The organism is Flavobacterium sp. HJJ (assembly GCF_015351475.1).
GTDB classification, from domain to species: Bacteria; Bacteroidota; Bacteroidia; order Flavobacteriales; family Flavobacteriaceae; genus Flavobacterium; species Flavobacterium marginilacus.
This window is the reverse complement of the sequence record NZ_JADKPR010000009.1, coordinates 79,046-98,499: the sequence shown is the minus strand read 5'-3', so window position 1 is coordinate 98,499 and position 19,454 is coordinate 79,046. Positions and strand designations below refer to the sequence as shown.

At 34.7% G+C, this 19,454-nt stretch carries 15 protein-coding genes; 5 read left to right on the top strand and 10 right to left on the bottom strand.

Annotated elements, in window-relative coordinates; all coding sequences use genetic code 11:
• Nucleotides 1–24: 24 nt before the first annotated feature.
• A complete protein-coding gene (locus IRZ80_RS09295) occupies nucleotides 25–366 on the bottom strand; it encodes an arsenate reductase family protein (RefSeq protein WP_194641286.1) in 342 nt (113 codons plus the stop codon).
• A gap of 106 nt (nucleotides 367–472) precedes the next feature.
• Here IRZ80_RS09295 and IRZ80_RS09290 point away from each other — a divergent pair, with 106 nt between their 5' ends.
• The gene (locus IRZ80_RS09290) at nucleotides 473–1,384 is read left to right on the top strand and encodes a CPBP family intramembrane glutamic endopeptidase (protein ID WP_194641285.1); all 912 of its coding nucleotides are present in this window, start codon (nucleotides 473–475) and stop codon (nucleotides 1,382–1,384) included.
• A 36-nt stretch (nucleotides 1,385–1,420) separates the two neighbouring features.
• Nucleotides 1,421–2,476, top strand: a complete 1,056-nt coding sequence (locus IRZ80_RS09285; RefSeq protein WP_194641284.1) for an AMP-binding protein — start codon at nucleotides 1,421–1,423, stop codon at nucleotides 2,474–2,476.
• Nucleotides 2,477–2,565: 89 nt separating this feature from the next.
• Here the strand turns inward: IRZ80_RS09285 and IRZ80_RS09280 are convergent, their stop codons facing one another.
• The 6 genes from IRZ80_RS09280 to prfB form a co-directional block, all read right to left on the bottom strand.
• A complete protein-coding gene (locus IRZ80_RS09280) occupies nucleotides 2,566–2,997 on the bottom strand; it encodes a DoxX family protein (RefSeq protein WP_194641283.1) in 432 nt (143 codons plus the stop codon).
• Between the two features lie 89 nt (nucleotides 2,998–3,086).
• Nucleotides 3,087–4,682 carry a S41 family peptidase gene (locus IRZ80_RS09275; RefSeq protein ID WP_194641282.1) on the bottom strand — a complete coding sequence of 532 codons (1,596 nt, stop codon included), beginning with the start codon at nucleotides 4,680–4,682 and terminating at the stop codon, nucleotides 3,087–3,089.
• Nucleotides 4,683–4,853: 171 nt separating this feature from the next.
• Nucleotides 4,854–6,482 (bottom strand): acyl-CoA carboxylase subunit beta, encoded by a 1,629-nt coding sequence (locus IRZ80_RS09270; protein ID WP_194641281.1) that lies wholly within the window; start codon nucleotides 6,480–6,482, stop codon nucleotides 4,854–4,856.
• 142 nt (nucleotides 6,483–6,624) lie between these two features.
• Entirely contained in the window at nucleotides 6,625–8,019 is a 1,395-nt protein-coding gene (locus IRZ80_RS09265) for a hypothetical protein (RefSeq protein ID WP_194641280.1), read from the bottom strand.
• 192 nt (nucleotides 8,020–8,211) lie between these two features.
• A complete protein-coding gene (gene glgP, locus IRZ80_RS09260; RefSeq protein ID WP_194641279.1) occupies nucleotides 8,212–9,876 on the bottom strand; it encodes an alpha-glucan family phosphorylase in 1,665 nt (554 codons plus the stop codon).
• A gap of 524 nt (nucleotides 9,877–10,400) precedes the next feature.
• A protein-coding gene (prfB, locus tag IRZ80_RS09255; protein ID WP_194641278.1) for a peptide chain release factor 2 occupies nucleotides 10,401–11,499 on the bottom strand; the annotation gives its coding sequence in 2 pieces (ribosomal slippage) (nucleotides 10,401–11,435 and nucleotides 11,437–11,499; 1,098 coding nt in all).
• A 182-nt stretch (nucleotides 11,500–11,681) separates the two neighbouring features.
• Between prfB and IRZ80_RS09250 the strand changes: the two genes are divergently transcribed.
• A complete protein-coding gene (locus IRZ80_RS09250; protein ID WP_194641277.1) occupies nucleotides 11,682–12,707 on the top strand; it encodes a threonine aldolase family protein in 1,026 nt (341 codons plus the stop codon).
• Nucleotides 12,708–12,815: 108 nt separating this feature from the next.
• On the opposite strand, the gene IRZ80_RS09245 is transcribed toward IRZ80_RS09250, so the two are convergent.
• Entirely contained in the window at nucleotides 12,816–13,136 is a 321-nt protein-coding gene (locus IRZ80_RS09245; RefSeq protein ID WP_194641276.1) for a YbaB/EbfC family nucleoid-associated protein, read from the bottom strand.
• Nucleotides 13,137–13,274: 138 nt separating this feature from the next.
• Between IRZ80_RS09245 and IRZ80_RS09240 the strand changes: the two genes are divergently transcribed.
• Nucleotides 13,275–15,335, top strand: coding sequence for a S9 family peptidase (locus IRZ80_RS09240; protein ID WP_194641275.1), 2,061 nt, complete (start codon nucleotides 13,275–13,277; stop codon nucleotides 15,333–15,335).
• A gap of 72 nt (nucleotides 15,336–15,407) precedes the next feature.
• Nucleotides 15,408–16,448 (top strand): PLP-dependent cysteine synthase family protein, encoded by a 1,041-nt coding sequence (locus tag IRZ80_RS09235; protein ID WP_194641274.1) that lies wholly within the window; start codon nucleotides 15,408–15,410, stop codon nucleotides 16,446–16,448.
• Nucleotides 16,449–16,570: 122 nt separating this feature from the next.
• Here IRZ80_RS09235 and IRZ80_RS09230 read toward each other — a convergent pair whose 3' ends face one another.
• Together IRZ80_RS09230 and IRZ80_RS09225 are read right to left on the bottom strand one after the other, a co-directional pair.
• Nucleotides 16,571–17,281 (bottom strand): YebC/PmpR family DNA-binding transcriptional regulator, encoded by a 711-nt coding sequence (locus tag IRZ80_RS09230; protein WP_194641273.1) that lies wholly within the window; start codon nucleotides 17,279–17,281, stop codon nucleotides 16,571–16,573.
• Nucleotides 17,282–17,363: 82 nt separating this feature from the next.
• The gene (locus tag IRZ80_RS09225) at nucleotides 17,364–19,403 is read right to left on the bottom strand and encodes a S41 family peptidase (protein WP_194641272.1); all 2,040 of its coding nucleotides are present in this window, start codon (nucleotides 19,401–19,403) and stop codon (nucleotides 17,364–17,366) included.
• Nucleotides 19,404–19,454 lie beyond the last annotated feature (51 nt).

The window sequence follows — 19,454 nt, the reverse complement described above, 5'->3', positions numbered from 1 at the left end:
GGCTTCTTAAACTTATGTTAATGTTTAAATAAAAGGAGAAACCTTGTCTAAATCTCTGCCAATAATGGCCTGGCCATCTTTAACAATGATAGGTCTTTCGATAAGAATTGGATTTTCGGCCATTGCCTGAATAATCTGATCGTCAGTTAGTGTTTTTCCTTTGAAATTTTCTATCCATATTTTTTCTTTTTGGCGCACTAGTTCAATTGGACTGAAATTCAGCTGTTTTAATAACACAGTTAATTCGGCAGCTGTCGGAGGTGTGCTAAGGTAATTGATAATCTCAAAATCTTTATTTGATTCTTCTAAAAAAAGCAGGCAGCTTCTTGATTTTCCACAGCGCTGGTTATGGTAAATTTGTATCATTTTTGTATCATTTTTGGGTTGTTCTAAAATAAAAATGGCTACTTTAGTTTCGGCAAAAATAAGATTTGAAAAGCCATTTGAATTATAATTTAGAAAAAAATAACCAATGTTTATAAAGCAGGGAATTGATAAAGAAAATAAATTTTGGAAGTACCTTTTAGGGTTATTAATTATTGTCGGAGCTTCTTTTTTAGGACAGATGCCTATGCTGGCAGTAATTTTATATCAGACTTCTTTTAAAGGGAAGTCATATCCAGTGACAGATGAGGAAGTATTTCATTTTTTAGAGCCTAATTTGAATTTGTTTCTTTTATTGTTTTCCTATGTAGTTGCTTTGGGCGGTGTGTTTTTTGCAGTTCGATTTTTACATCGGCAGACTTTTATTTCAATTGTTACCGGCCGAAAGGAAATCGACTGGAAAAGAGTATTGTTTTCATTCTCAATTTGGTCTGTATTTACCATTGTTACAACCTTGGTTTCGTATTATTTAAATCCATCTGATTTTGAAATCAATTTTCAGCCCGTTCCCTTTTTAATTTTATTCATTATAGCATCTTTATTGATTCCAATACAGACAACAGTTGAAGAATTAATTTTCAGAGGTTATTTAATGCAGGGCTTTGCTAATTTGTCTCGGAACAAATGGCTGCCATTGTTAGCTACTTCAGCTATTTTTGGATTACTGCATTTGTCTAATCCCGAAGTTTCGAAGATTGGCAATATAATTATGGTGTATTATATTGGAACCGGACTGTTGTTAGGGATAATGACTTTAATGGATGACGGAATGGAATTGGCATTAGGATTTCATGCTGCAAACAACTTGATAGGAGCTTTATTAGTGACATCAGATTGGACTGCTTTTCAGACGTATTCTATTTTTAAAGATGTGTCAGAACCTGAAGCCGGATTTGATATTATCTTCCCTGTAATAGTGATTTATCCTTTGCTTTTGATTATATTTGGGTATAAATACAAATGGACGGAGTGGGTAAAAAAACTGACAGAAAGTATTTGATTTTTAAATAAGTAACATAAAATTATCAATATTATTATGAGTGCAATAACATACAAAAACGTACACAATCATTTTAAAATAAATGGACATCATTTAACAAAAGAGGATTTATGCAGAATTGCTTATAGTTTTATAAAAGAAGGAGCAGATTTCGAGCAGGCAGTCGGAGATTTTTTACTGGATTGGTTCGATGATAAATCTTATATTGATATGTATACTTCGGGAACTACAGGTGAACCAAAAACAATAAGAGTTGAAAAAGAGGCCATGGTTCAATCAGCGATTTCAACAGGAGATTTTTTTGGACTAGAGCCTGGAAATAAAGTGCTGCATTGTCTGCCGGTAAATTATGTTGCAGGAAAAATGATGTTTGTACGTTCATTTATTCTAGGTCTGGATATGGATTTTGTAGAGCCTAGTTCACATCCTTTGGAATATAATGATCAAAAATATGATTTTGCAGCTATGGTGCCGCTTCAGGCCAAAAACTCAATCAATAAGCTGACTAATATCAAAAAGATAATTATTGGGGGAGTTAAAGTTCATAAATCATTGGAACAGGAATTGGTTAAATTACCAGTCCAGATTTATGAGACTTATGGAATGACGGAAACTATTACTCATATAGCTGCTAAAAAAATTGGTACAGAAGCATTTACAACATTGCCAAACGTTACAGTTTCTATAAATGAAAATCAATGCTTGGAGATTGTTGCTAAAAATATCAGAAGCGAAAAAATTGTTACAAACGATATCGTGAAGTTAATTTCAGATACGCAGTTTATCTGGTTAGGACGTTTTGATAATGTAATTAATAGCGGCGGTATTAAAATTATGCCGGAGCAGGTCGAGGGTAAACTATCGACATTGATACCTAGACGTTATTTTGTAAATGGTGAGCAAGATGATAGTTTGGGTGAAAAAGTGGTTTTATATGTAGAAGGAGAAACTATTAAGATTGATAATTCAGTATTTGATGTTTTGGATAAATATGAGAAACCAAAAGACATTATTTTTATACCTAAATTTAAAGAAACTGCTACTGGCAAAATAATGAGAGAAGAAAGTAAAAAATTAGTATTAGCTAATTAAACTTTAAGTAAAGTTTCGGGAAATAAAAAAGAGAGGACAATGTTCCTCTCTTTTCGTTTTTGATATTTTCTGCTGATTCCGGATTGCTATTATTGCTGCATTTTAAAATAGTAATCTGCCGAATTTTTTCCGCTTCCATAAATTAGAAAACCCACACACACTGTTAGAGTTAGTATTGCTAAAAGTAAATTTTGATGGTGCATTTGTCCCATAAAGTTGATAATAATGGCACTAATTAAAATAGGCAGCTGTCCTGCTATGGCCCAGCGTGTCAATAACCCGAAGAATATTAAAATACCGCCGATCAAATGAGCAGGAGCTATATAATGAATCAAGAACATGCCTCCGCCAAATTTGTCAAACTTGTCTATAGGTGATAATAAATCAACTAAATATTGGGTGTTTGAAAAAAAATAAACTCCTTTCATAAATAAAAAAACACCAAGAGCCATTCTAAGGATATCTACAGGTAAATAAGTATGCGCATTGGCCCACTTATTCAAGCTTTTTACATTGTTCATAATATCAAGAGTTTTAAATTGTTACTACTAAGATACTAATAATTAATGATGTATGTGTATTTTTTTTGTGCTTTTAATTATGGATGCCGTTATTTTAGAGTAATATCTTCGCTATTTTGATTTTCGCTGAAAATTATGGGGTTCTTTTTAATGTCTTCCAAGATCCAGCTCAGTTCTAAATCTTTACTGCTTTTAAAATCAGCTGGAGTTGGGATAATTTCTTTATCTGGAAAAATACCGCGTCCTTCGAGTGCTGTTTTATAAGATGGAGCAACAACCATTAATCCTATTGTTATTTTTATATCAGAATTTGGCAGTTTAACAGTCGGCATGATACCTGCAACAGTTCCGTTGTATGCACCGCCTGTTTCTTCACCTACAAAAGTGGCTCTCTTTGATCCTTTTAAATTAGAAGAAATAATACTGGACGCTGAAAATGTGCCTCCGTTTATCATTACGTATATCTTTCCTCTGAATGCATTTTTATTTATTGGTTTTCTCTTTGATGCAGAATTAGGAATGTAGTAATCGCCGTCTTCATTTTTATGAACATTAAGATACATATAAGGCGCATAAAAAGGAGTTATGAAAAATTTTGCAAATAATGGAGCTTTGCTAAAAGGTGTTTTTTCGATTAGAGCCGTTTTTGAAACCACTTGAAAAGGATCTGTAAAAGCATAAGATGCATCCGATAAATAACTGTATAGAATCTCAATTTCTTTTAAGGAACCGCCAGGGTTATTTCTTAAATCAATTATTAATGTTTTTGTTTTATACTGCTGCATTTTCATAAAGCTTTCTTCATAGAAACGAGAAGGTTTTCCCAATGCAAAATGGCTGATTTTAAGTAAAGCAATACTGTTGTCTTTTTCGATGAACTTTAAATCACGATTATTCATTTTCGTGTTTTCATTATAGCCGTACGTTTTTTTATCCTTACTTGTTAGGAAGTTAATTTTCGCTTCATGTCCAACTACTTTCATTAAAGCTCCGTTTCCCTCTTTTTTTGGTGCCGCTTTTCGTTTAATAGATGTTGTGTATAAAGAATCACTTTGTTTAAAAACATATTTTAAACTGTTTTGAGGGCCATTTTCATTGGTGTAAAATGTAGAAAACATTTTGGAAACTCTTTTTCTTTTAAATGTTTTGTTATATCCGTCTGAGGCAAAAAGCGTGTAATATTCATGAATTAATTCACTGGTTTTTTGGTCATTAATGGATATAACTTCTGCTCCTGTCTGTATTGCTTCATCGTCTGATCTGTTTTTAGTGACATACATTTTGTCATTAAGAATTTCAAATTCAAATTGCGAAAAAGGACCAGCTCCCAGTTCTTTGATCGCTTCTTGTTCCGATTTGCTTAATATTTTTACTGAAGGGGAAACAATCAAATGACCTTGACGGATCGAAGAAACCACAGGACTAAGTTTTTTGTAAAATTCATAGCTGGTCATTGGTTTTGTAATGGTACTTTTTAAGCTGTCGAATTTAAAATCGAGTTCTTTTTTTGAAATGTACCAATACAATTTAGGCTGGAGTCGCTGCAGTTTTTGATAAGTAAAATCGACGTCTTCTTTTAGGTCACTTTCCGGTATTAAGTCGTTTAAATGCTCATTGTGTTCTTTCACAGAAGTACATTGTATAAGCAGTAAACTGAAAAATGAAAGTAAGAGAATTTTCCTCATAAATGAAACGTATACAGAGTTTTGTGAAATCAATTTTATCTTACTCGATATAGAAATGCTTGTTTTTTGCAAATATAAAATTTATGCTTATGGTTGGAAAGCTAATTTATGTTAAAAAAAAACATTTTGTTAAAGAATCTAAAAATACTGGTTAATTATGAGTTTACAAACCTAAACCTGAATTACCCCCAAATTAAATTTCTTTTCAATAGGGGAGTGGTTGGCGGCTTCAATACCCATCGAAATCCAGGTGCGGGTTTCCAGCGGGTCAATAATGGCGTCTGTCCATAAATGAGCGGCCGCATAATAAGGCGAAACCTGTTCGTCATACCGGGCTTTGATTTTTGCAAATAATTCGGCTTCCTTGGCTTCATCCACAACTTCCCCTTTTCCTTTTAGCGAAGAAGCTTCAATTTGTGCCAGAACTTTTGCAGCCTGAGTGCCGCCCATTACGGCAAGTTCAGCACTTGGCCAGGCAAATATTAGCCGTGGGTCGAATGCTTTTCCGCACATGGCATAGTTACCAGCTCCGTATGAATTTCCAACAACGACTGTGAATTTTGGTACAACCGAATTGGAAACGGCATTGACCATTTTGGCACCGTCTTTTATGATGCCGCCGTGTTCCGATTTTGAGCCGACCATAAAACCGGTTACATCCTGAACGAAAACCAATGGGATTTTCTTTTGGTTACAGTTGGCAATAAAACGGGTCGCTTTATCTGCCGAATCGGAGTAAATAACACCGCCAAACTGCATTTCGCCTTTTGTAGTCTTAACTACTTTTCTTTGATTGGCTACAATTCCTACAGCCCAGCCGTCAATTCTTGCATAGCCGGTAATTAAGGATTGTCCGTAACCGTCTTTATAAGCTTCAAATTCTGAATTATCGACCAATCGCTTGATGATTTCCATCATATCGTATTGCTCGTTTCTGGCTTTTGGCAGAATGCCGTAGATTTCTTTTTCGTCCAATGCAGGTTTTTCTGTTTTGATACGGCTGAAGCCAGCTTTATCGAAATCACCAATTTTATCGACTATGTTTTTTATTTTGTCCAAAGCATCTTTGTCGTCCTTTGCTTTATAATCTGTCACTCCCGAAATTTCGCAGTGCGTTGTCGCTCCGCCCAGGGTTTCATTATCGATGCTTTCGCCAATGGCCGCTTTGACCAAATAACTTCCAGCCAAGAAGATACTTCCCGTTTTGTCTACGATTAAAGCTTCGTCACTCATAATCGGGAGGTATGCACCGCCAGCAACACAGCTTCCCATAACTGCTGCAATCTGGGTAATTCCCATACTGCTCATTATGGCATTGTTCCTGAAAATGCGCCCAAAATGTTCTTTATCCGGAAAAATTTCATCCTGCAAAGGCAGGTAAACGCCTGCGCTATCAACTAAATAGATAATGGGTATACGGTTTTCCATTGCTATTTCCTGAGCTCTCAGGTTTTTCTTGGCAGTAATCGGAAACCAGGCTCCGGCTTTTACAGTTGCATCATTGGCGACAACAATACATTGTTTTCCTTTGATGTATCCAATTTTTACAACAACACCTCCCGATGGACATCCTCCGTGTTCCTTGTACATATCTTTGCCTGCAAAAGCACCGATTTCAATGGATTTTGCATTTTCGTCCAATAAATAATCAATTCGTTCCCGAGCGGTCATTTTGCCTTCAGTATGCAGTTTTTCGATTCTTTTTTCACCGCCGCCAAGTTTTACTTTGGCAAATTTTTGTCTGAGTTCAGACAGTAAAAGTTTATTGTGATCTTCGTTTGTATTGAAGTTTAAATCCATAAGTGTAAATAGTATTTTTTGTGACGCAGGCTAATTTAAGGAAACGTTTGAAATTATTCGATTTTGCTAAATTATTTCTAATTATAGGAATTTGTGATGCAAAAAAAAGTTATATTAAATTTTTTCTTTGTGTAAAAGATAATTATTTTTTGTCAATTATATTTCCATTTAAGTCAAATAAGACACAAGGATATTGAATTCCTATATTTTCTCCAAATTTTGAATAGTTGTAATTTAAAACTTTCTTCCCTTGCATTACATAAAGTAATAAAGTATTGTCAGGTAATAAAAACCAAATAGAGTTTTCTTCTATTTCTTTATTTGTTAACTCTATAAATATTGCTTTTTCTACAAAATCTTTTTTAAACCTATAATTACAGCCGCAGTGATTTCTTTCAGATGTTTTTATTGCTTCATTTATATCGAAAGATGGTTTGATGTTATTTTTTTTATACCAGTTTAAGCTTTCAATATAATCATCTTGTTTTTTCCACTCAATTGGATTTTTATTAAAGTTGTCAATATTATAGTCATTTATTGGTTTATTGTTAAAATAATAAATATCAAGTTTAACCGATGGATTTTTATTGATATAGTTAATTATAAAATCAATGCTTTGGACTCGTTTGATGATATCTTTATAATTAGATTTAATACTGTCTCTTGAGTAGATGGATTCTCTTTCTTTTGTTGCTAAAAACATAATATTTATTTGAGACAGCATTGATGCGTTTTTTAATCTTGAATAGTATGTCTTTGGTTCGTTCCAGATATATCTTCCACGGCCGTAAATTTCTCCGATTTTTAAAATTTCAAAATCTGATTTTAGTTCATTTAATTCATTAATGTAATCATAAGCTGAAAGTTCATATAAAGTTGGAGTGTTATAGTCTATGATTCTTTTAATTAAATATTTTGTTAATTCTTCGGTTTCAATAATTTTTTCATATTGCTTTTTGTTTTCAAATAAATTAAAAAATAATTTATCAATTGAAGGGTTGTAATTCAGTGTATTATTTGTGTTTACCCAGGGGATTTTTTTTGTATTTGGTAATGATTTTCTAGAAGAATATGTGTTAATTAGAATATTGTTTTCAAATAATCTGATAATATATTCATCTCTATATCTCTGATGCATATTGACACAGCAGCCTAATCCAAGGTAATCAGTAAAGAGCTTCTTGTAGGTTTGGAGTTGAGTCAATTTATCTGAAATATAATCCACTTGTTGACTATTCCATCCGATATATTTATTGTCATAATACTTTAAGAGATGTTTTGGATTTTGAAGTATGGTGATAGTATCAATCTTTGTTTCTGTAAAAAGTTGGTTAATAGACTTAATATTTTTGAGTTCGCTTATAAGCTGATTTATTTTTTTTGAATTCTTAATATCGATTTTGCTTGTTCTATATAAATATTCATTGTTATCAAAGTCTGTTGCGTACAGATTGCGGTTAATTTCAATAGTATATTTTGTATTTTGAGCAAGTAATGTCCCTGAAAAGAATAATATGGATATTAATAAATGCTTCATTAAAAAATAGACATAATTAGTAGTTAGTATCTTTTATTTAAAATCCCAAGCAATTTAATCTTCTTTAAAATCATATAAAAATAAAACCCCGCCATTTTTTGAAAATAACGAGGTTCAGTATCTGTAATCTAATTTTTTGCCTTATTTCAAAACTTACATCGCCATTGAAATTGAATTTTACCATTGAAATTCTTAATTGTAAACTTTGTTGTAATATTCATCAACCATTCGTGCCGAATCAAAAAACGGTACAATTTGTTTCATACTGGTTTCTACCAAATCCCACCAGTCATCGGGATTGTCATAATACAAAGGCAGTATTTCTTCCTCCAGCATTTGGTATAAATTATACAAATCCATTTGGTCCTGCTGGTAAACAGGTAAATTATGGTCAACAATCGGCAGTACAAAAGAATTTTTGGTTTCATTCAAATCTTTGAATTCACGAACCCATCCATCATTGGTTGAAAAATTAATCGCACCGTTCATAGCAGCAGTTACTCCCGATGTTCCGGAAGCTTCCCTTGTTACCCTCGGATTGTTGAGCCAGACATCGGCTCCTTTTTTTAACTGGCGTGATAATTTTAATTCGTGTCCGATAAGTACAGCCATATTCTTGAAATCCTTGCTGATATGAGTAAGATTGTCAAAATTGTGAATCGCACCATAGTCAGTTGGATACGGTTTTCCTGCAAAAATGATTTGAATTGGTTTTTTAGGATCGTTCATTAAGCTTCTGAATTTTTCAAAATCTCTGGTGATTAGATCGGGTCTTTTGTATTCTGCAAAACGCCGAGCCCATACAATTGTTAAAATGTCCGGGTCAAATATTTTTCCCGTTTGATCGGCTACAACTTCAAAAAGCTTGGTTTTCAGTCTCTTTTTTCGGCTGATTAATTCCTCTCTGTCTTTAGTTGCGTGCGCATCATCAAGCCATGGATCTACCCAGTATTTTTTGTTTTGAGCATTGGTAATATGCGTTATGGGGCAAATACCGCTGAAATCTTTCCACATATCTCTGGATACTTCTCCGTGCAGTTTGGAAACGCCATTGGCTTTGTGGCTTAAACGAAGTGCCACCAGCGAATGATTGAAAGTATTGTCTTGGATCCCGGTAATTTCCCGAACGGTTTCCAGTGGAATCCCGGCAAAAAAACTAAGGTTTTCCAAAAAGTGAATATCGTGTTTTTCATTTCCGGCTTCTTCGGGAGTATGTGTTGTAAAAACCATTTTTTCTCTGATTTTTTCAACGCTTTTGTATTTGTTGTACAAATGAAAAACCGAAGAAACGGCGTGAGCTTCGTTTAAATGATAAATGTCCGGTTCATAGTCCAGGGCGTCCAGCAGTTTGGCACCGCCCAATCCTAAAACCATTGTTTGAGCAGCTTTGGCACTTGGATCTGAATCGTATAATCTAAAGGTAGTTGATTTTGCCAGATAATCGTTCTCTGGTACATCTGTGGAGAGGAAAAACATCGGTACAGTTCCAAAGGTTTCCGGATCTAAGAAATAGGCTTTAATCCAGACATCGTGATTGTTTATCTTTATGGTAAATTTGATATTGGTGTCTTCAAGGAAGCTGTAATTTTTCTCTCTAAAGAGCACTCCCATCGAAAGATCTTCTTTCAAATACTGGTCATAATATCCTTTTTTCCATAAAATACCGATTCCAATTAAATTTTGTTTCAAATCATAGGCACTTCGCATATGCGATCCTGCGAGGAAACCCAGTCCGCCGGAATAGATTTTGAGAGATTGGTCGATGGCAAATTCCATAGAGAAATAAACCGCCGATTTTTTATATTTTTTATCAAATGTATAGGGATGTCTGTATTTTTCAGGTAAATTATTGCTCATATAGTATAAGAGTTTTGAGTTTGATACCAAACAAATTTAAATAATTTGTTTGTCAAATTGATGATTTAAAGGCTGTATATGAAGTCAGTAATGTGTTATTTATCAGTTTTTTGAACGATATCGTTTTAGAAATAATTTATTTAAAATGGGAAGTTGGTTTTATTGCATAGACGTCATTTGACGGCAATTTTTTTTGCACTATTCTTAATCGTATTTTGTGGTGTGGAAAAAGTAAATGCGGGATGTGAATTATGAAATTTTCCTGTTTAATGATGTAATGACGGCTGTTTTGTCTGAATCTAATTTTAAAGAGTTAAAAAATGGCTAAGATTTGTTTAAAAACAGTTTTATTCTTTTTCTATGTTTTTATATTTTTTTTACTTTAAATGTGTTACTTATTTTTTTGAGTTGCTTGATAAATAGTTTGTTTAGTGGTATTTGCGTACTATTTGTCAAGTAAAAGAAAATGCCTTTCAGATTTGAAAGGCATTTTTTCTATAATTTGTTAATTGATTAACTGAAAACTATTCTTCTTCACGCTGTCCCATCATCATTAGGTAGGCTTTTAGGAATCCGTCAATGTTTCCGTTCATAACGCTGTCAACGTCACTGGTTTCTTGTCCCGTTCTTACGTCTTTCACCAGTTTATAAGGCTGCATCACGTAGTTGCGTATTTGTGAACCCCACTCGATTTTCATTTTGCCTGCTTCAATGTCAGAGCGCTGTTCCTGCTGTTTTTTTAGTTCAATTTCATACAATTGAGAACGAAGCATCTGCATAGCCCGGTTTCTGTTATCGTGCTGTGAACGCGTTTCCGAACACTGAATCTGAATACCTGTGGGTTTGTGGGTCAGCTGTACTTTGGTTTCAACCTTGTTCACGTTCTGTCCTCCGGCACCACTGGAACGGGCGGTTGTGATTTCTATGTCAGCTGGGTTGATTTCAATCTCGATGGTGTCGTCAACAAGCGGATATACATAAACGGAAACAAATGATGTATGCCTTTTGGCATTACTGTCAAAAGGAGAAATACGTACCAAACGGTGCACGCCGTTTTCACCTTTTAAATATCCAAAAGAATAATCGCCCTCAATTTCTAGTGTCACAGTTTTTATTCCTGCCACATCACCTTCCTGATAATTTAGTTCCCTGATTTTGTAACCTTCTTTTTCAGCCCACATCATGTACATCCGCATGAGCATCGAAGCCCAGTCACAGCTTTCGGTACCGCCGGCACCGGCTGTAATTTGAAGAACAGCACTTAAACTGTCACCTTCTTCCGAAAGCATGTTTTTGAATTCTATCGCTTCAATATGATTTTCAGCAATAGCGTACTGATGGTCCAATTCCTCAACAGAAAACTCACCTTCTTTGTAAAAATCATAGGCAAGCTGCAGCTCGTCTGTCATATCAACAGCTTTGTTGTAATCTTCAATCCACTTCTTTTTACTTCTAAGATTTTTTACAAGAGCTTCGGCTTCTTTGGCGTTGTTCCAAAAGTCGGGAGCGAAGGTTTTCTCTTCTTCGTTAGCAATTTCGATAAGTTTGGCATCGACGTCAAAGATACCTCCTCAACGCACCAAGGCGTTCTACAATACCTTTTATTTGTTCGGTAGTTGTCATAAATTTATAGTAATTTTGTATCGCAAAATTATTGGGTCAGCAGTTTTTTAGTCCTGGCAGCAGTGAAAATCCTTTTCTGTTTTTTCTTAAAAATAGAAAAGATTATAACGGATAGCAGGATTAGCTCCTAATAATAATTTTACTAGTTTTGAGTTACAAAAATAGGATATAGTTTTTAGATTATGGAAATAAATTTGATAAGCGATACGATTACCAAGCCTTCTTTGGAGATGCTGCAGTATATGTTCAATGCCCAAGTGGGTGATGATGTGTATAAGCAGGACCCTACGGTTATTGCTCTTGAAGCGAGATTGGCAGGAATGTTTGGTATGGAAGCTGGGCTTTTTTTTCCGTCGGGAACTATGGCAAACCAAACAGCAATTAAACTGCATACGCAGCCTGGCGAACAGTTAATTGCTGACAGATATGCTCATGTTTACAATTATGAAGGAGGCGGAGTTTCGTTCAACAGCGGAGTTTCCTGCTGTCTGCTGGACGGAAACAGGGGAATGATCACAGCTGAACAAGTGGCAGGTGCAATTAATGATCCGGAGTTTTACCACAGTCCGCTGACAAGTTTAGTATGTGTGGAAAATACCACTAATAAAGGAGGCGGAGCCTGCTATGATCTTGAAGAATTAAAAAAAATAAAAGCTGTTTGTGATGCCAATGCTTTAAAATTTCATTTGGACGGTGCTAGAATCTGGAATGCCGTTGTTGCCAAAAAGCAGCATCCAAGGGAATTTGGAGCATTATTTGATACGGTTTCAGTTTGTTTGTCTAAAGGACTGGGAGCACCAATTGGATCTGTGCTTTTAGGAGATAAAGAAACCATTCACAGAGCATTGCGTGTTCGCAAAATATTGGGAGGCGGTATGCGTCAAGTAGGTTATTTGGCGGCAGCCGGAAATTTTGCTTTGGATCATAATATCGCCAAATTGCTCGATGATCATAGAAGAGCTAAAGAAATAGCAACTGTATTGTCAAGACTGTCATGGATAGACAGTATCGAACCAGTGGAAACCAATATTTTGATTTTTTCGGTGCGTGAAGGGCTTAGCGAAAGACTGCTTATCGAAAAACTGAAAGAGAAAAATATTTTAATTAGCTCACTCGGACATGGGAAACTCCGAATCGTGACGCATCTGGACTATAAAGAAGTGATGCATACTTATGTTTTGGAAACTCTGCAGAAGATTGTTATTTAGTACTTACCTGTTAAGTATTTAGTCCTTAGATGAAAAAGCGAATGAAACTTAATATTAAGTTTTATTCGCTTTTTTGATTATGGTTTGAAATTCTGGCTAAGGACTAAACTATTTAAAAAGATTGTCCATTCCTGGAATCATCGGCATATCCATTTTTGCGACAGCGTCCAATTCAGCTTGATTTGTTTTAGAAGCTTTCTCGATGGCTTTGTTTAGTACCAAAATCAAGTAATCTTCCAGTTGTTCTTTGTCTTCCAAAAGGGAATCATCAATGGTGATTGATTTTATTTTTGAATTGGCGGTCAAAGTCACTTTTAATAAATTATCGCTGCTTTGTTCGTCAATAAGCACGGTGTCTAAACGTTTTTTAGTATCTTCGATTTTTTGTTGGGTTTCTCTAAGTTTTCCCATCATTCCCATTAAATCCATTTTGTTGTCTTTTAAATTATTGAAAAACAAAATTACTGAATTTGATTTTTAATTAAGTTAAATAAGATAAAAAACGAATCCGTTTTAAAATTGCTTTGTGTTACTTTTGCATCAAATTGTTAAAACCAACCGAAAACAATGTCAGAAAACAGTTTACCTCCCGTAGCTAAGATAATCCCTAAGAAATTAAAGAAATTTAACCAAGTCAGAATCGATAATTATTTTTGGTTAAACGACCGGGAAAACCCTGAAGTTATTGACTATCTGAATCAGGAAAATGCTTATTATCAGGAAAAAACGGCCCATACCAAAGATTTTCAAACTGCACTTTTTGAAGAAATGAAAAGCAGAATTAAGGAAGACGACCAATCGGTTCCTTATCTCTACAATGGGTATTATTATATCACCCGTTACGAAAAAGGGCAGAATTACCCAATTTATTCCCGAAAAAAAGAAAGTCTTACCGCAAAAGAAGAAATACTGTTCAACTGTAATGAAATGGCTAAGGATAAGTCCTATTTTCAGCTGGGAGCATTAAGTATCAGTCCGGATAATAAATTGGCACTTTTCAGCTGTGATATTGTCGGGAGAAGAATTTATACCATTCAGATAAAAAATCTGGAAACAGGTGAAATTTTAGAAGATAAAATAGAAAATGTTACCGGAAGCGCTGTCTGGGCCAATGATAATAAGACTATTTTTTATTCTGATCAAGACGATGTAACCCTTCGTTCGGATAAGATTTTTAAACATAAATTAGGAACTAAGCAGGCAGATGATGTCTTGGTGTATTTTGAGGAAGATGAAACTTTCAATGTTGAAATTGCAAAATCCAAATCGAAGAAATATCTAGCTATTGAATCTAACAGTACTTTAACTACAGAATACCAAATTCTTGAAGCAGATAATCCTGACGGTGAATTTAGGATTTTTCAGAAACGTGTCCGTGGATTGGAATACAGTATTAGTCATTATGAAGACAGTTTCTATATTATGACCAATAAGGATAAAGCTGAGAACTTCAAACTGATGAAAACTCCGGTGAATAAAACTTCAAAAGCCAATTGGGTTGAAGTTATTGCACACCGAAACGATGTTTTGCTGGAAGATATTGAGATTTTCAAAGATTTCTTAGTTGTAGAAGAACGTGAAAACGGCCTGAATAAAATCCGGATTATGCCCTGGAGCGGAGAAGGGGAGTATTATCTGCCTTTTGAAAGTGAAACGTATACCGCTTACACAAGTTCCAATGTTGATTTTGATACCGAAATATTGCGTTACGGATACCAGTCTATGACAACACCGTCGTCAATTATTGATTTTAATATGAAGACAAAAGCCAAAGAAATTAAGAAAGAGCAGGAAGTCTTAGGCGGTAAATTTGATAAAAACAACTATGTTGAAGAACGTGTTTGGGCGACCGCAGAAGATGGGTTGAAAATTCCAATTTCGATGGTGTATAAAAAAGGCCTGAAAAAAGACGGTACTAATCCGCTGCTTCAGTATGCTTACGGTTCTTACGGGCATTCTATGGATGCCGCTTTTTCATCAACCCGGCTGACACTGCTGGACAGAGGATTTATTTTTGCAATCGCCCACATACGCGGAGGTGAAGATTTAGGAAGACAATGGTATGAGGATGGGAAATTATTGAAAAAGAAAAACACTTTTACCGATTTTATAGATTGTTCTAAATTTTTAATAGCAGAAAAATATACTTCACCGCAGCATTTGTATGCCGAAGGCGGTTCTGCAGGTGGTCTGCTGATGGGAGTTGTAGTGAATACAGCACCCGAATTGTATAATGGTGTTATCGCTCAAGTCGCTTTTGTGGACGTTATTACTACGATGCTTGATGACAGTATTCCGCTTACCACTGGAGAATATGATGAATGGGGGAATCCGAATGTTCGAAAATATTATGATTATATGCTGTCGTACTCACCCTATGATAATGTGCTTCCGCAAAAATATCCGAATATGTATGTGTCCACAGGATTGCATGATTCTCAGGTACAATACTGGGAACCAGCTAAGTGGGTGGCTAAATTACGCGCTTTAAAAACAGATAATAATCTCTTGTTTTTGGATACAAATATGGATGCAGGACACGGCGGAGCCTCTGGCCGCTTTGAAGCAATTAAGGAATTGGCAAAAGAGTATAGTTTTTTATTAGATTTAGAGAAAATTAAAATCTAATTAGATTTTTTTTGTTAGATTTGCATAATATCGGGGTCTATTAAAAAATGCTCTCAGATAAACTATTTTTTTATGAAAGAAGAAATAAATGCTTATAATAATGTTTTAGAGTTAATAGGGAATACGCCGCTTATTAAACTAAACAATATAACCGAGAATTTAGAAGGTAATTTTTATGCAAAAGTAGAATCCTTTAATCCGGGTCATTCTTCGAAAGATAGAATTGCTTTGTATATTATAGAAGAAGCAGAAAAACAAGGAATTTTGTCGCCAGGCGATACCATTATCGAAACCACATCAGGTAATACTGGTTTTAGTTTAGCAATGGTAAGTATTATAAAAGGATACAACTGTATTCTGGCAGTAAGTTCAAAATCTTCAAAAGACAAGATCGATATGTTAAGGAGCCTGGGTGCGAAGGTTTATGTTTGCCCTGCCCACGTATCTGCAGATGACGATCGGTCTTATTACAATGTAGCAAAACGACTGCACGAAGAAACCAAAGGATCGGTTTACATTAATCAATATTTCAATCAATTAAATATTGATGCGCATTATAAGTCAACAGGGCCGGAAATTTGGAAACAGACTAATGGTAAAATTACTCACCTTGTTGCTTGCAGCGGAACTGGAGGAACAATTTCAGGAACCGCAAAATATCTAAAAGAACAGAATCCAAACATTAGAATACTTGGAGTTGATGCATTTGGTTCGGTTTTGAAAAAATACCACGAAACCAAAGAATTTGACAGTGACGAAATTTACCCATATAGAATAGAAGGTTTAGGTAAAAATCTGATTCCTTCGGCGACTGATTTTGATATCATTGATAAATTTATCAAAGTATCAGATGAAGAAAGTGCTCATTCCGCAAGAGAAGTAACCCGAAAAGAAGGTTTGTTTGTAGGTTATACTTCAGGAGCGGTAATGCAGGCAATCAAACAGTATGCAGAGGAAGGGGAATTTGGAGCCGACAGTAATGTAGTGGCAATTTTTCCTGATCACGGTTCGCGTTATATGAGTAAAGTGTTTAGTGATGACTGGATGAACGATCAGGGATTTTTTGACAGTGTTAACGAAGAAGAAGAGCAAAAAATAGAATTTATTAAATAATATTTTTTTAGATATCAAAAAGCCGCAGAATTTAATCTGTGGCTTTTTTTATGGTTTTGACGTAAAAAAAAGCTCCGGTATGACCTGGAGCCTTTTGTTATTGTTATGCCTGTCTGGTTTTTTTATTCTTCCATAGTATGATACACGTTCATTACGTCATCATCCTCTTCCATTTTTTCAATTAATTTTTCTACGTCAGCCATTTCAGCTTCAGTTAGTTTTTTTGTGATTTGAGGGATTCTTTCAAAACCAGAAGATAATATTTCTAAACTTCTGTTTTCCAATTCTTTTTGGATAGTTCCAAAACTTCCAAAAGGAGCATAAATTAAGATGCCGTCTTCGTCTTCAAAAACTTCTTCTGCACCAAAATCGATTAACTCTAATTCTAATTCTTCAGGATCAATTCCTTCTTTAGGAATTCTGAAGTTACAGGTGTGGTCAAACATAAATTCTACAGAACCTTGGGTTCCTAGAGTTCCATTGCATTTATTGAAATAACTTCTTACGTTAGCAACTGTTCTGTTGTTGTTGTCTGTGGCAGTTTCTATCAAAAGGGCAATACCATGCGGAGCATATCCTTCAAATAAAACCTCTTTGTAATTTGCAGTGTCTTTATCTGTTGCTTTTTTGATGGCTCTTTCAACATTGTCTTTTGGCATGTTGGCTGCCTTAGCATTTTGAATAACAGCTCTTAGTCTTGAATTGGCTTCAGGATTTGGACCTCCTTCTTTTACAGCCATTACAATATCTTTACCAATTCTGGTAAATGCTTTGGCCATTGCAGACCAGCGTTTCATTTTTCTACCTTTTCGGAATTCAAATGCTCTTCCCATTGATTGTTTTATTTTGAATTACAAAAATACAGCTATTCCTTATTTTTCCAAAAGCTATGGAAAAATCTTTTTGCAAAATATGTTAATTAGTCTTTCTCATTGTCATATAGTCTGATATAATTGAAATTGACTCATTCAGATAATGATTCGATTTTAAGCTGTCGAGCTGTATTTTGTTGTATTCTGTAAGCGACGGGTAGAGCAGGAGTAACGATTTGTTGTATTCAGAATTATATACGTTTAAGCTGAGGTTATCTGTAGAGAAATTATTGATTTCCTCAGATAAAATGTTGATGCCGGCCTGATTTTCAAAAATGGCATCTAAGGTCATTGGTATTTCAAATTTTGCTTTGTTGATTATAGTGTCAATATTTGAATTGAGTGCAATAATGGAATTAAAATAAGGATCCAGTGCAACTCTGTTTCTGCTTTTTTTAGCAAGCGATTCGATTAATTCATTGCTTACATATGGCGTAAACCGGATTCTGGATTTTAAGGAGTCATTTTTTAAGGCTGTTGGAAATTCGCTTTCTTTCTGAAAAACATCCTGATAAACTGTAGGAATGAGTACATCAGGAACAACACCAACGCCCTGATGGCTTTTGCCGGTGATTCTGTAAAATTTGCTTACCGTTAATTTTATAAAATGCTGATCATCATTTTCTTCCAAAGGAAGGATGGTCTGCATAGTTGCTTTACCCAATGAGGTGCTTCCTATCAAAATGGCACGATTATAATCCTGCATTATATCGGCAAAAAATTCGCTTGCTGAAGCTGAATTTCCATTGATGATAATCACTATAGGACCTTTGTAGATAACGCCTTTATACGGGTCGTTTATTACTGATAATTGTTTTTTATTGTCTGCTACTATCGAAATAGGACCGCGGTCTATAAATAATCCTGCTAATTTTACAGCTTCTTCCATTGAACCGCCTCCATTGTCAGTAAGGTCAAGAATTAGTCCTTTTACATCGTCCCGCAGTAGTTTTACTGTTTCTTTTGCAACATCCTGTGCGCATCCTTTGCTGTTTTCTTCTTCAAAGTTGGAATAAAAGCTGGGTATTTTTATATAGCCGACTTTGATGTCTTTATCAGCGATAAAACTGTAAACGGTATTTTCTTCGTCTTTCAAAACCTGCTTTTCAATGGTTACTTTGAAGTTTTTGCCAGAATTTCGCTTAAGTGTTAAAGTTAGGTTTGTGTTTAGTTCTGAAGACATCATTGTCGCAATCGATTCTAATGAAGAACATGAAACTTCGAGGGTTTCTTTTTGATTGGAAATAGCTAATATCTGATCTCCTTTTTTGATTTTACCAGTCTTAAAAGCAGGGCCGTTTGGATCAATTTCAATTACATTGATTTCGTTTTTTTCATTTAAGCTGACTTCTAATCCAAGTGAAAGTTTTTCTTTGGATAAAGTCGAAACAAAACTGGATTTAGTGTCATTGCTGAAATAATTGGTATGCGGGTCAAAATAGACACAGAAAATATTATAAAAATCATCTTCGAAAAGTTTACTGCTGGTTAATGATACATTGATTTTGCAGAGTTCATTTTCGATAATGCTGTTTTGAGATTTAAGACTCATCGAATTGAAATTGAGTTTGAGTGAGTCTAATTTTTTACTTTTTCCGGCAATATCATCAAATATTTCATAACGGATTTTTTTATTCCAGGCTTTCTGCACTTCATTTGCCTTTAGATAAAAAGTGAAATCTTTCTTTTGAAAACGAATGGTGTCTTTAGTACCGAAATTTATAGTTTCAGTTTTAAGTTTCTCTAATACCGCTTTGTTTCTTAAAAGTGATTTTCTGTATTCGCTTTTGATATCGTCCAAAAAGGAACAGTCTTTTTTTAAGATAAGATCATCCAGCTGAAACCGGTATTTATTTGCAAGTGAATCTGCTTGTGATTTTAAGAAAATGTTTCTTGCAGGATCTAAATTGTTTAATAATTCATCAAAAACATAAGCCGATAAACTGTCGTTCACCGGCTTTGGTCTGTAATGTTCTTTTTGGAGTAATGTGTTTATTTTGAGCAAAATTTCACAACTAGTACTGCTATTTTGAGCAAATAGTGAGAATGTAGACAATAGCAATACTAGTGCAGTTTTTTTCATGTAAATGTCTTTCTTGTTAATTACCAAGATTCTAAGTTACTAAGTTTCTAG

Coding starts and splice junctions, on each gene's coding strand:
- glgP (WP_194641279.1), bottom strand. CDS start 9,876: ATGAGCAATAATTTACCTGAAAAATACAGACATCCCTATACATTTGAT.
- IRZ80_RS09240 (WP_194641275.1), top strand. CDS start 13,275: ATGTCAGAAAACAGTTTACCTCCCGTAGCTAAGATAATCCCTAAGAAA.
- IRZ80_RS09225 (WP_194641272.1), bottom strand. CDS start 19,403: ATGAAAAAAACTGCACTAGTATTGCTATTGTCTACATTCTCACTATTT.
- IRZ80_RS09285 (WP_194641284.1), top strand. CDS start 1,421: ATGAGTGCAATAACATACAAAAACGTACACAATCATTTTAAAATAAAT.
- IRZ80_RS09290 (WP_194641285.1), top strand. CDS start 473: ATGTTTATAAAGCAGGGAATTGATAAAGAAAATAAATTTTGGAAGTAC.
- IRZ80_RS09265 (WP_194641280.1), bottom strand. CDS start 8,019: ATGAAGCATTTATTAATATCCATATTATTCTTTTCAGGGACATTACTT.
- IRZ80_RS09275 (WP_194641282.1), bottom strand. CDS start 4,682: ATGAGGAAAATTCTCTTACTTTCATTTTTCAGTTTACTGCTTATACAA.
- IRZ80_RS09250 (WP_194641277.1), top strand. CDS start 11,682: ATGGAAATAAATTTGATAAGCGATACGATTACCAAGCCTTCTTTGGAG.
- IRZ80_RS09235 (WP_194641274.1), top strand. CDS start 15,408: ATGAAAGAAGAAATAAATGCTTATAATAATGTTTTAGAGTTAATAGGG.
- IRZ80_RS09245 (WP_194641276.1), bottom strand. CDS start 13,136: ATGGATTTAATGGGAATGATGGGAAAACTTAGAGAAACCCAACAAAAA.
- IRZ80_RS09270 (WP_194641281.1), bottom strand. CDS start 6,482: ATGGATTTAAACTTCAATACAAACGAAGATCACAATAAACTTTTACTG.
- IRZ80_RS09295 (WP_194641286.1), bottom strand. CDS start 366: ATGATACAAATTTACCATAACCAGCGCTGTGGAAAATCAAGAAGCTGC.
- IRZ80_RS09280 (WP_194641283.1), bottom strand. CDS start 2,997: ATGAACAATGTAAAAAGCTTGAATAAGTGGGCCAATGCGCATACTTAT.
- IRZ80_RS09230 (WP_194641273.1), bottom strand. CDS start 17,281: ATGGGAAGAGCATTTGAATTCCGAAAAGGTAGAAAAATGAAACGCTGG.